Origin of the sequence: Vibrio sp. JC009 (genome assembly GCF_029016485.1) — a bacterium.
In the GTDB taxonomy this organism is placed as follows: Bacteria; Pseudomonadota; Gammaproteobacteria; order Enterobacterales; family Vibrionaceae; genus Vibrio.
Genome location: NZ_CP092106.1, coordinates 82,766 through 95,598, shown reverse-complemented (window position 1 = coordinate 95,598; position 12,833 = coordinate 82,766). Strand labels below are relative to the sequence as shown.

Here is a 12,833-nt window from a genome sequence, read left to right as displayed (position 1 = left end):
TTCATCCTTTTGATGAGGTTATTTTAACCTATTCATTTTAATAGAAAGGAAATCGATATGCGCTATTTACTGACCGCTATCTTATCAGTTTTTGTTCTTTCCGGCTGTCAGTCGGCATATTACTCAGCCATGGAGCAGGTGGGCGTTCATAAACGGGATATTATGGTTGACCGGGTTGAGGATGCAAAAGAGTCCCAGCAGGAAGCCCAGCAAGAGTTTACCAGTGCACTTGAAGCCCTTTCTGCACTGACCCAGTTTGACGGTGGCGAACTGGAATCCATGTATAACCAGATCAATGACAGATATGAAGCCAGTGAAGCAGCAGCTCAGGATGTCAGCGACCGTATTGCCGCTATTGAAGATGTTTCTGATGCTCTGTTTGATGAATGGCAGGCAGAGCTTGAGCTTTATTCCAGCGCGAAACTGCGTCGTTCCAGCGAACAGAAGCTAAAGGAAACCAAGAGCTCATATCAGACCATGCTTAAGGCAATGAAACGCGCTGAAGCTAAAATGACTCCGGTTCTGAATACGCTTCGCGATAATACGCTTTATCTGAAACACAACCTGAATGCCGCTGCCATTGGCTCACTGAAAGGTGAATTCAGTAGCCTTGAGAAAGATATTGAATATGCGATCAGGGATATGAAAGCAGCGATTGCGGAGTCGGATAAGTTTCTTAGTAAGCTGAGTGCGAAGTAACCCACAAAAACCTCGTTCCCACGCTCCCGCGTGGGAACGAGTGACTTTTCATCCCTGAAAAGTAGGTTTTACTCCAGAACAGCCCAATACTTACTCATAAACTTCTGCTCAAAATAAAAGCCAGTAGTGATTAGCTACTGGCTTTCGTATTTTTGAGCAAAAAGTTCTTTTACTTCGCAGGGCGGCTTGCGCGCTTACGCTCGTTCTCGCTCAGGAACTTCTTACGGATACGGATGTTTTCCGGTGTTACTTCTACCAGTTCATCGTCATCGATAAATTCAAGTGCCTGCTCAAGTGTATAAATGATTGGCGGGCTCAGTACCTGAGCGTCATCAGTACCTGAAGCACGAACGTTAGTCAGCTGCTTACCTTTTAGCGGGTTAACTGTCAGGTCGTTATCACGGCTGTGAATGCCGATAACCATACCTTCGTATACTTCCACACCGTGACCGATAAACAGACGACCGCGATCCTGAAGGTTAAATAGTGCGTTCGTCAGCGCCTTACCAGCACCATTTGAGATTAGCACACCATTGTTACGCTGACCGATTACGCCACCTTTATGCGGACCGTAGTGATCGAATGTGTGGTACATCAGACCAGAACCAGAAGTCAGAGTCATAAACTCAGTCTGGAAACCGATAAGACCACGGGAAGGCATCATAAAGTCCATACGAACACGGCCTTTACCGTCAGGTGCCATATCTGTCAGTTCACCCTTACGAAGACCGATGTTTTCCATGATACCGCCCTGGTGCTCTTCAAGAACGTCGATGGTTACGGTTTCGTATGGTTCCATCAGCTGACCATCTTCTTCTTTGATGATTACTTCAGGACGAGATACCGCAAGCTCGAAGCCTTCACGGCGCATGTTTTCAATCAGGATAGAAAGATGAAGCTCACCACGGCCTGATACGCGGAACTTGTCCGGATCGTCAGTCTGCTCAACACGTAGCGCTACGTTGTGAACCAGTTCTTTCTCAAGACGCTCGAGGATGTTACGGGAAGTAACGAACTTACCTTCAAGACCCGCAAACGGAGAAGTGTTCACCTGGAAAGTCATTGTAACTGTCGGCTCATCAACAGAAAGTGCAGGAAGCGCTTCAACATTAGCCTGGTCACAGATGGTGTCAGAGATCTTCAGTTCACCAAGACCGGTTATAGCGATGATATCACCCGCAGTCGCCTGCTGAACTTCGTGACGTTCAAGGCCAAGATAACCAAGAACTGTACCCACTTTACCGTTACGTGTTTTACCATCAGCACCCACAACCGTTACCATCTGGTTTGGTTTAACTGTACCGCGGGTTACACGACCAACACCGATAACGCCAACGTAAGAGCTGTAGTCCAGCTGAGAGATCTGCATCTGCAGAGAACCTTCAAGGTCAACCTCCGGAGCTTCTACATTTTCAACGATAGCTTCAAACAATGGTTCCATGTTCTCGCCTTCAGCACCTTCTTCCAGTGTTGCCCAGCCATTAAGAGCAGAAGCGTATACCACCTGGAAGTCCAACTGTTCATCAGTAGCACCAAGGTTATCAAACAGGTCGAATACCTGGTCCATTACCCAATCAGGACGAGCGCCCGGACGGTCAATCTTGTTGATAACAACGATTGGCTTAAGGCCGTGAGCAAATGCTTTCTGAGTTACAAAGCGAGTCTGAGGCATTGGGCCGTCAACTGCGTCTACAATAAGCAGAACAGAATCAACCATAGACATAATGCGCTCTACTTCACCACCGAAGTCTGCGTGTCCCGGAGTATCTACGATGTTGATACGGTAGTCGTTCCAGTTAATCGCTGTGTTTTTAGCAAGAATGGTAATACCACGCTCTTTCTCGATGTCGTTCGAGTCCATCACGCGTTCTTCTGCTTCTCCACGAGATTCTAAAGTACCGGACTGCTGAAGAAGCTTGTCTACAAGTGTGGTTTTACCGTGGTCAACGTGCGCGATGATCGCGATATTTCTTAATTTATCAATCTGTGGAGTCGTCATGAATTTGATTCACTCAATGTATTAAGCAGCAACCATTTGCTACTTGGTTTAAAAATCGGCGGATAATGTACCAGATTTTTCCCAAAACGCCTAAAAAATGTGATCTTGAACGGGCCCTGGGTTTATAGGCCCTGGGCCCTGGGATTTTGCACCCGTACTTCTTGTGAATAATTGTAGTCCACCCGCCATATAATCCCAGGGCCTATAGGGCGAAGTCCGTTCCCAGGGCCCAGGGCCTTTTTCCTTTGATTTAAAGCAATTTTATCCCCGCTAGTAAAAAATCCCATTTGACATCTACCCTCATAACATGCGAAATAACTCAGGTCTTTTTGTGATCTTTGAACAATCGACGCACCAAAACAGTGCAATTAAGGATCATTTTGGTGCGTGCCATGCACCAAAATAAGACAAGAATTTAAAACAGCCTTGAAATTAAAGGATTTATTTTTTTGGCACAGTTCTGGCTTAAGAGAATCAACACCGATTTTTGAATCGAACTGTACCGTTTATTAACACTGGAGGTTATCCAAGATGTCAGTAGAAAATGTTCTATCGCTGATCCAAGAAAACGAAGTTAAGTTTGTTGACCTACGCTTTACTGATACTAAAGGTAAAGAGCAACATATCTCTCTACCTGCTCACCAAATCGACGCAGACTTCTTCGAAGAAGGCAAAATGTTCGATGGTTCTTCTGTAGCTGGCTGGAAAGGCATTAACGAATCAGACATGGTAATGATGCCTGACGCTGCAAGTGCTGTTCTTGACCCATTCACTGAAGATGCAACTCTAAACATTCGTTGTGACATCCTTGAACCTGCAACTATGCAAGGTTACGACCGTGACCCTCGTTCTGTAGCTAAGCGTGCTGAAGAGTACATGCGTTCTACTGGCGTTGCAGACACTGTTCTTATCGGTCCTGAGCCAGAGTTCTTCCTGTTTGACGATGTTAAGTTCAACACTGACATGTCTGGTTCTTTCTACAAAATCGACGACGTAGAAGCTGTATGGAACACTGGTACAGACATGGAAGAAGGTAACAAAGGTCACCGTCCAGGCGTTAAAGGTGGTTACTTCCCAGTTGCTCCAGTTGACTCATCTCAGGACATCCGCTCTGCAATGTGTCTTGTAATGGAAGAAATGGGTCTGGTAGTTGAAGCTCACCACCACGAAGTTGCAACTGCTGGTCAGAACGAAATCGCTACTCGTTTCAACACTCTGACTGAAAAAGCTGACGAAATCCAAATCTACAAGTATGTAGTTCATAACGTTGCTCACGCATACGGTAAAACTGCTACATTCATGCCTAAGCCACTAGTTGGTGATAACGGTTCTGGTATGCACGTTCACCAGTCTCTGGCTAAAGATGGCGTTAACCTGTTTGCTGGTGACAAGTACGGCGGTCTTTCTGAAACTGCTCTTTACTACATCGGTGGTATCATCAAGCACGCTCGCGCAATCAACGCATTTGCTAACGCATCTACTAACTCGTACAAGCGTCTTGTACCAGGCTTCGAAGCTCCAGTTATGCTAGCTTACTCTGCTCGTAACCGTTCTGCTTCTATCCGTATCCCAGTGGTACCAAGCCCTAAAGCACGTCGTATCGAAGTTCGCTTCGGTGATCCATCTGCTAACCCATACCTATGCTTCGCAGCAATGCTTATGGCTGGTCTTGACGGTATCAAGAACAAAATCCACCCAGGTGAAGCAATGGATAAGGACCTTTACGACCTACCAGCAGAAGAAGCACTGGCTATCCCAACTGTTGCTTACTCTCTGAAAGATGCTCTAGAAGAACTAGACGCAGACCGTGAGTTCCTGACAGCTGGCGGCGTATTCTCTGACGACTTCATCGATTCTTACATCGACCTTAAGTCTCAGGACGTAGAGAAAGTAAACATGACAACTCACCCACTTGAGTTTGATCTTTACTACTCTGTTTAATATGTAAGTAACTGGTTTTAAGTTATTTAGAAAGACCTGCCTTTGGGCGGGTCTTTTTTTTGGCCCTGGGCCCTGGGTTCGGGCTTCGCCCTGCTGGTACCTGGGACGACTATTCTAAATAATACCAATAATTAGCTGTTCAGTGATTGGTATAATTGCACTTCCCAGGGCCCAGAAGTGAGCGCAGCGAACGCACCAGGGCCCAGGGCCTAAAACCCGGCAAACTTCTTGCATCATCATGTCCTATAACGGTGCATTCACCCCAGAATCCCATGAGTTTGAGCCGGATTGATATAAATCCCTGCTTTTTCGGACTATTAGAGAGATAAGCGCTTTTTATCTTCACCATCATAGCTCATACTCTTAAAAAACAACGCACCATTTTGGTGCATTGTGCATTCATAGAGCATAGCGGAGGCATTGTGAGCAAAGATCTTTCAACTGCAATACTGGAAAATGTAGTGACAGCGACAATCATGCTGGATGAAAGCTTAGTTATTCGTTATGCCAATCCGGCTGCTGAGCAACTTTTTTCACAGAGCATAAAGCGCATGATGGATTGTCCGCTGACTCAGTTTATCCAGCACGCCTCTTTGGACCTGGCGCTGCTGACTCAGCCACTACAAAGCGGTCAGAGTATTACCGACAGCGATGTTACCTTTGTTATTGATGGCAAGCCGCTAATGCTGGAGGTAACGGTAAGCCCGATTTCCTGGCAGAAAAAGCTGATGCTGCTAGTTGAAATGCGCAAAATCGGCCAGCAAAGGAGGCTGACACAGGAACTGAATCAGCATGCCCAGCAGCAGGCCGCTAAGTTACTGGTTCGTGGTCTGGCACATGAGATTAAAAACCCGCTGGGCGGTTTACGCGGCGCAGCACAGCTGCTGGAAAAAATGCTGCCGGAGCCATCGCTGACCGAATATACCCAGATCATTATTGAGCAGGCAGACAGACTGAGATCTCTGGTTGACCGTCTGCTTGGACCGCAAAAACCGGGTAAAAAGAAAGAAGAAAATCTGCATATTGTTCTGGAAAAAGTGCGCCAGCTGGTTGAGTTGGAAGCTCCGGCGATCACAGTGGAGAGAGATTACGATCCAAGCCTTCCCGAAATCCTTATGGACCCGGACCAGATTGAGCAGGCCATGCTAAATATCGTCAGTAATGCGGCACAGATTCTCGCCGACCGGGAAGATGGAACCATCATTCTGAAAACCAGAACCGTGCATCAGGCAAATATCCATGGTCACAGGTACAAGCTGGCAGCCAGGATAGAAATTATTGATAACGGCCCGGGCATTCCAGCCAAACTGCAGGATACGCTTTTTTATCCAATGGTAAGCGGAAGAGAAGGCGGAACAGGGCTTGGCTTGTCAATTTCACAGAATTTAATCGACCAGCATAAAGGCAAAATAGACGTAGAAAGCTGGCCGGGTAGAACCACATTTACTATTTATTTACCTATCTGAACTGACTTGGTTAAGTCTCTTTTAAAAATAGAAAAATCAGATAGAACGGGGAAACAAAGATATGAGTAAAGGATATGTCTGGGTTGTAGATGATGACAGTTCCATTCGATGGGTAATGGAAAAAACGCTCTCATCTGCCGACATCAAATGTGAGACATTTGCCGATGCTGAAAGCGTGTTGATGGCACTGGAGCGTGAAGCACCAGATGTCCTGGTATCGGATATTCGCATGCCTGGTATTGATGGTTTAGATCTGCTGAAACAGGTTCATCAGAGAAATCCTGACCTGCCTGTTATTATCATGACAGCACACTCGGATCTGGATGCGGCAGTCAATGCGTATCAGCAGGGTGCCTTTGAGTATCTTCCCAAGCCATTCGACATAGATGAAACCCTTCTTCTGGTTGAAAGGGCTCTTACACATAGCCAGGAGCAGAAGAAGGAAAGCGCAGCTGACGAAGCTTTCCCCAATGACACGCCTGAAATTATCGGTGAAGCACCGGCCATGCAGGAAGTATTTCGAGCCATCGGCCGTCTGTCCCGTTCTTCTATCTCAGTTCTGATCAATGGTGAATCCGGTACAGGTAAAGAGCTGGTTGCCCATGCGCTGCACAGGCACAGCCCGAGAGCGAAAAACCCGTTTATCGCGCTGAATATGGCCGCAATTCCTAAAGACCTGATTGAATCAGAGCTGTTCGGCCACGAAAAGGGCGCCTTTACCGGAGCCAATAACGTCCGCCAGGGCCGCTTTGAACAGGCTAACGGCGGCACACTTTTTCTGGATGAAATCGGTGATATGCCGCTGGATATCCAGACCCGACTGCTTCGTGTTCTGGCTGACGGTCAGTTCTACCGCGTTGGTGGTCACTCGGCTATCAAAGTAGATGTTCGCATTGTTGCTGCAACGCACCAGAACCTGGAAAAGCTGGTACATGAAGGTAAATTCCGTGAGGATTTATTCCATCGTCTGAATGTTATCCGCGTACATATCCCGGCTCTGAGAGACAGAAAGCAGGATATTGAAAAGCTTACTCTGCATTTTCTGGCAAAAGCTGCAGAAGAGCTTGGTGTAGAAATCAAAACTCTCCATTCTTCAACAGTTGATGCATTAAAACGTCTGTCCTGGCCGGGTAACGTACGTCAGTTGGAAAACATATGTCGCTGGCTGACGGTTATGGCAAGCGGCAGTGAAGTACTGCCTTCCGATCTTCCCACTGAACTGCTGGAAGAGAAATCAGTAGCCACAGCACATGGTGGCGGCAGCTGGCAGGAAGAGCTGGAATCCTGGGCACGCGCTGCACTCTCTTCCGGTGAAACTGAACTGCTGGCTTATGCCCTGCCTGAATTTGAAAGAATTCTGCTGAAAACGGCACTGAATCATACCAACGGACATAAGCAGGAAGCGGCTAAGGTGCTTGGGTGGGGAAGGAATACGCTTACGCGGAAGTTGAAAGAGTTGGATATTGGTTAAAGGCCCTGGGATCGGGCTTCGCCCTGCTGGTGCCTAGGCTATGGGGCTATGGGGCTATGGGGCTATGGGGCTAAAAAATAACAATAAAGCGCGGGTGGTACAACACCTGCGCTTTCTTCTTCCCTGCTGCCTGCCGCCCTTCAACCTCAGAACTTAAATAGTATTCTAACCTCTCCGGTAACTGCTGACTCATCAACATAACCTATCGCCTCCGGGCTGGAGGCTACTTTTGAGATCATTTCCGTGTAGTTGCTGACCTGAATAGGAGCGTTGGCTTTGCCGGTAAATACCAGTCTGGACCAGGCGGACTGGAGCTGGGTTTCTGTTCTGCCTGTGGCTAGTGCGTGGAATGCTAACCGGCCTTCAGAGCCATCCTGCAACTCAATAATCTGGATATTTCCGGATCCGTCCAGCCTGGTTTTCTTGCCTAAAAACAGCTTTTTTACATCACTTTCAGAAAGAGTCGCACCATTCGCCGGATTACCGATAACCACCATACCGGCCAGTGCGTTAAAGGAAAGCAGAGAAGTCACAGCAAAAGTTAGTATCTTTTTCATCTTAAGCCTCCTTTAAAATACAAAGTCTAGAGCAAGGGAGTAAACGAAGGAGTCTGATTCCTGCACCTCAAAGGTTGGCTTTGGGCCAATGTTGCCGGAATAGCCTCCGCTGGTATCCATATAGTCCACATAAGTAACATCCAGCTTCAGAGCAATGTTCTGGACCAGATCCCAGCGGGAACCCACTGAAAAAGCCATTTTTTCAAAATTATGCCGGACTTTCTCTCCAGCAAAGAGAGCAATATTACCCGGTTCGGAATTGACTGGCATAGCTCGCTCTTCATCATCTGTACTTTTATTCCAGTTAACAGAAAAGTAAGGAGTAAAGTCACCAAAACGGTATCCAAGCAATCCTGAAACAGCGGCTACATCCGGATAGCGCCCAGTCATCTTCATTGTCATCCCTTCTAATACCGTCAGGACGCTTCCATTATCATACTGAACCCCTGCGGATATAAACTGACCTTCCTGCCCTTTCAAAATATCAGCAGCGTATTTTTTAACCAGCTCTTCCTGTGAAGTTACTACTGCCGGAGACTTGTAACTATAGTCACAATCCGTTGAAACATATGATGCACGCAGCGTCAGATCATCGATATACCAGTGTGCAGTAAGGCCGAAAGTATTATTCAGATCCACCTTACCAATCGGCGTATCCCTGGCCTCCACCTGAGATACTCCAATAAACGGCTGCAACTGCAAATGTGTATCACCAATATCAAACGGAATCAGCAGATCACCACCGGTATAGCTGTTGATAATAATATGCTCATACATCTCCTGCGAAGGACGGATGGCTGGCAAAGCATAACCAACATCCAGATAATCTGAGTACATAAACAACGGCGTTCTCATCTTACCGGCGCGGGCAACAAAGCGGTCGAAGTCATAACTGACGTAAGCAACCTCCACCGTTGGTTCAAAGTCATACCTGCCGTTAGCCACCAGCTGAGCGGTAAATTCAGCCTTATCGTTCACCTCGAAATCAAACTGAATGCCAGCCAGTGTATCCTGCTTGGTATCTATATGATCTGAGGTATAGCCTGCATAACCAACGTCATTATCTGACTTACCCACACCCACACTGCCAAATCCGCTAATGGACAGGTTCTCCATACTTGCGGCACTCACACTGAATGACATGCCGATCAATACAGTAAGCACTTTTTTCTTCATAACTACTCCACCTAAGTTTATTTCCGGCCTCAGCAAACTGAGACGATAATCCCCGCCCCTTACCGCATATGCCGTAAAGGGGTGTTCTGGCAGGCAATTAATTGACTCTGAAACAAGCTGTCAGGTCAGTCAGGCTGTGGGTAACTTCTTCTATATTTTCAGCTGCAACCTCTACCTGGCTGACGCTGTCTGTGGTTACCTTAGCGGTATTACGGATATCATCGACATGCGATTCGATCTGTTTGGAAGTGCGCTCCTGTTGCTCGGTCGCCCGGGCAATCTTTTGATTTAGCTGGCTTATCTCGGCAACATTGGCTGTAATTTTTTGCAGCGATTGTTCGGTAATCAGAGACTGCTCATAGCAGGACTCCGCTCTGTCAGCACTTTCAGAAAAAATGGAAACGGCGGTTCTGGCCTGTTCCTGCAACTGGGTCAGGACGGTCTGAATCCCCTGGGTTGAAGTCTGAGTCCGGGAGGCAAGGGTCCGGACTTCATCGGCAACCACCGCAAAGCCCCTTCCCTGCTCTCCGGCTCTAGCGGCTTCAATGGCTGCATTCAGTGCAAGCAGGTTGGTTTGCTCAGCAATGGAGCTGATGGTGTCCAGAATTGAGCCTGCATTATGGATATTGTTATCCAGCTGGCGCACGATATTGGAGGCACTGTGTACATTCTCGGTCAAGCTCTGAACAGCATCTATGGTGCTCCTCACCTGAAGCTCACCGCCGACAGCCTGTTCATTGGCACTGGTAGCAGACTGCAGAGCCTCTGTCGCATACTTACCTATCTGATGAGCTGCCTCAGACAGGCTTAGCAGAGAGATGGATATCTCTTCCAGCGCATGGCTCTGCTTCTCCGATGAGGAGCTTGTGGCTTTACTGGAATCCATCAGCGCAGGAGAAATGGACTCCAGCAGCGCAACATTCTCAATGGTGTTTTTTACATTGCTCTGAATGTGCCCGACAAAGACGTTAAAGGAGTCAACCAGAGGTTTTAGTTCATCATTTTTCTCATGACTAAGCCGGATAGTCAGGTCGCCATCTCCCTCGGCAATGTCCTTCATATTGCTGCTGATCTTATGCAGATCACTGCGGATACCTTTTACCACAAACCAGCCGACGCCAAGAATCAGCACCAGAATCGCAAGACCAAGCGCTATCATTGCTTCGTTGGCTGTTGTATTACTCTCTCCAAGCACTGTCACAGACTGCTCAAAGTCACTCTGACGGTCTCTTGAGAACTGCTCGATGGAAACTGTCAGTTGTTCAAGTCTCTGGTTATTTTGATTTCCGGCTTCAACTGCCTCATTCAGGCTAACCTCTTCATTAATCATACTGTGAGCCAGCTGATGGGCATTTTCAAAATAGCTGTGAAGCAGTTGCTGCAGAGGCTCTATCCGTGCGTTCAGAGCCGGAAGTAAAGCGCTTTGCAGCTCAAAATTATTAGAGATCTGCTCAAGCGTGGTGCGGTTCAGCTCCAGCAGCTCTTCATCTCCGATTGTGACGGCTAAATTAAAGCGTTCAGCCAGTTGCTGAATTAGTATGTTGTTCAGCGAGGCCGCATTCATAACCGGGTAATAGACTTTTTCTATATCCTGAACTTTTTTGGTATTGCCTGACAGCGCACTGCCGCCAATCACTAACAAGCTGACAAATCCCACCGAAGAGAGCAGACATAAGAATATGATTTTGTTTTTGATTGATAGCATAAGCAGGCTCCGAAACCGACAGTTATTCTTTACATCCATTGAACTCCCTACATTAATACACAAGTTTTAACCGCTTGATTATCAATGCTTTGTAAGAAAAAACTTCTGGGCGTAAAATTCTGTAACGGTCGAAATCGATTACATAACCAGTTGATATAAAAGAAATTAGAATAAAGATTATCAGGACTGAAGAATGGTATTAGTGAGTGATAGGTATGCCGAAAAAGCGACTCACATTTATTGATATTTGCCCAATTAATAAAAAAGGGTGAAGATCCTCTCTTCACCCTTTTTGACTGTTTTCGAATTATTTCAGAAAGTGTTATACCAATACCAGTAATTGCTGGGATTGGTATTAAATCACTCTCGAGAACTGCTGCTGTCTTGCTCTTTTTCTCATGTATTTATCGAAGCACATGCAGATGTTCCGGATCAGCAGTCTTCCTCTCGGAGTCACTTTAATGTGAGTATCCGATACTTCCACCAGTTCATCATCAATGAAAGTCTGAAGCAGTTGCAGATCTTCTTCAAAATACTGATTGAAAGTCAGATTATGTGCCGATTCGATTTCTCTCTTATCCAGAGTAAAGTTACAGATAAGTGCTTTAATCACTTCACGGCGGATCAGGTCATCTTTATCCAGGGAGACGCCTTTCCAAAGGGCATGACGCATTTCATCAACCTGAGCATAGTAGTGCTTCAGCTCTTTCTGGTTCTGAGCATAACAGTCGCCAATCATGGAAATAGCAGAAACACCAAAGCCGATCAGATCGCAGTCGCCCTGAGTGGTGTAGCCCTGGAAGTTTCTGTGCAGCACGCCTTCTCTTTGCGCCACTGCCAGTTCATCGTCCGGTTTGGCAAAGTGGTCCATGCCGATAAACTGATAACCGGCACCGGTCAGAGTGGCAATGGTATCCTGAAGGATAGCCATTTTCTCCTCTGCCTTTGGCAGGTCTTCATCTTTGATTTTACGCTGCGCAGCAAATAACTGAGGCATATGAGCATAGTTAAACACCGACAGGCGCCCAGGCTGAAGCTCCAGCACCTGATCAAGCGTTTTTGCAAACCCTTCTTTGGTTTGCTTCGGCAGGCCGTAAATCAAATCCAGATTGGTGGAGCGGAAGCCAAGCTCCTTCGCTCTTTCCACCATAGCAAAGATAAACTCTTCATCCTGCTCCCGGTTAACCAGCTTCTGAACTTCTTTATCAAAATCCTGAACCCCGATGCTCAGACGGTTAAAACCTTCTTTACGCAGATGATCCAGCATATCCAGTTCGATTTCACGCGGATCCACTTCAATACTGATTTCCGCATCGCTGTCAAAATCAAACTCAGTGTAAATAATCTTCATCAGACGGGTAATCTGAGCTTTGCTCAGGAATGTCGGAGTGCCGCCACCAAAATGCAGCTGAGTGACATTTCTGGTATTTAACAGGAATGCGCGCTGGCGGATCTCATGCTCCAGAGCATCCAGATATTCATCCGCTTTATGTGCGTGACGGGTAATAACCTTATTACAGCCACAGTAGTAACAAAGCTTGTGGCAGAACGGAATATGAACGTACAGGGATAGCGGGCGATCCGGATACTGATGGCACGCCATATCAAATTCGGCAATGGTGAATGCTTCGTGGAATTCAAGCGCTGTTGGATAAGAGGTATATCTTGGGCCCGAGTAATTGTATTTATCGATGACGGACTGGTCCCAAACAATTTGTTCGCTAGACATGACTACTTCCAATTTAAGACTTTGACTTTTCTTTGACCGTATATTCTGCCATATCAAGGTGACAGACGTGGATCATTCAGTGCGGATTAT

General features: G+C 46.8%; 9 protein-coding genes. 4 read left to right on the top strand and 5 right to left on the bottom strand.

The window, feature by feature from the left end; genetic code table 11:
* Nucleotides 1-57 precede the first annotated feature (57 nt).
* A complete protein-coding gene (locus L3Q72_RS00425; protein WP_275130740.1) occupies nucleotides 58-699 on the top strand; it encodes a DUF2959 domain-containing protein in 642 nt (213 codons plus the stop codon).
* A gap of 169 nt (nucleotides 700-868) precedes the next feature.
* Here L3Q72_RS00425 and typA read toward each other — a convergent pair whose 3' ends face one another.
* Nucleotides 869-2,698 carry a translational GTPase TypA gene (typA, locus tag L3Q72_RS00420; RefSeq protein ID WP_275130739.1) on the bottom strand — a complete coding sequence of 610 codons (1,830 nt, stop codon included), beginning with the start codon at nucleotides 2,696-2,698 and terminating at the stop codon, nucleotides 869-871.
* 531 nt (nucleotides 2,699-3,229) lie between these two features.
* Between typA and glnA the strand changes: the two genes are divergently transcribed.
* The 3 genes from glnA (at nucleotide 3,230) to glnG (ending at nucleotide 7,576) form a co-directional block, all read left to right on the top strand.
* Nucleotides 3,230-4,639: a glutamate--ammonia ligase gene (glnA, locus tag L3Q72_RS00415; RefSeq protein WP_275130738.1), complete on the top strand. Its 1,410-nt coding sequence runs from the start codon at nucleotides 3,230-3,232 to the stop codon at nucleotides 4,637-4,639.
* A gap of 422 nt (nucleotides 4,640-5,061) precedes the next feature.
* Complete coding sequence (gene glnL / locus L3Q72_RS00410) at nucleotides 5,062-6,105, top strand: nitrogen regulation protein NR(II) (RefSeq protein ID WP_275130737.1); 1,044 nt, start codon at nucleotides 5,062-5,064, stop codon at nucleotides 6,103-6,105.
* A 61-nt stretch (nucleotides 6,106-6,166) separates the two neighbouring features.
* The gene (gene glnG, locus L3Q72_RS00405; RefSeq protein WP_275130736.1) at nucleotides 6,167-7,576 is read left to right on the top strand and encodes a nitrogen regulation protein NR(I); all 1,410 of its coding nucleotides are present in this window, start codon (nucleotides 6,167-6,169) and stop codon (nucleotides 7,574-7,576) included.
* A gap of 146 nt (nucleotides 7,577-7,722) precedes the next feature.
* Here glnG and L3Q72_RS00400 read toward each other — a convergent pair whose 3' ends face one another.
* From L3Q72_RS00400 to hemN, 4 genes are all read right to left on the bottom strand, one after another.
* Nucleotides 7,723-8,133, bottom strand: a complete 411-nt coding sequence (locus tag L3Q72_RS00400) for a phosphate ABC transporter substrate-binding protein (RefSeq protein ID WP_275130735.1) — start codon at nucleotides 8,131-8,133, stop codon at nucleotides 7,723-7,725.
* 12 nt (nucleotides 8,134-8,145) lie between these two features.
* Complete coding sequence (locus tag L3Q72_RS00395) at nucleotides 8,146-9,309, bottom strand: hypothetical protein (protein ID WP_275130734.1); 1,164 nt, start codon at nucleotides 9,307-9,309, stop codon at nucleotides 8,146-8,148.
* 97 nt (nucleotides 9,310-9,406) lie between these two features.
* Nucleotides 9,407-10,873 carry a methyl-accepting chemotaxis protein gene (locus tag L3Q72_RS00390; RefSeq protein ID WP_275132052.1) on the bottom strand — a complete coding sequence of 489 codons (1,467 nt, stop codon included), beginning with the start codon at nucleotides 10,871-10,873 and terminating at the stop codon, nucleotides 9,407-9,409.
* A 496-nt stretch (nucleotides 10,874-11,369) separates the two neighbouring features.
* Nucleotides 11,370-12,743: an oxygen-independent coproporphyrinogen III oxidase gene (gene hemN, locus L3Q72_RS00385; protein ID WP_275130733.1), complete on the bottom strand. Its 1,374-nt coding sequence runs from the start codon at nucleotides 12,741-12,743 to the stop codon at nucleotides 11,370-11,372.
* Between the last annotated feature and the right edge of the window lie 90 nt (nucleotides 12,744-12,833).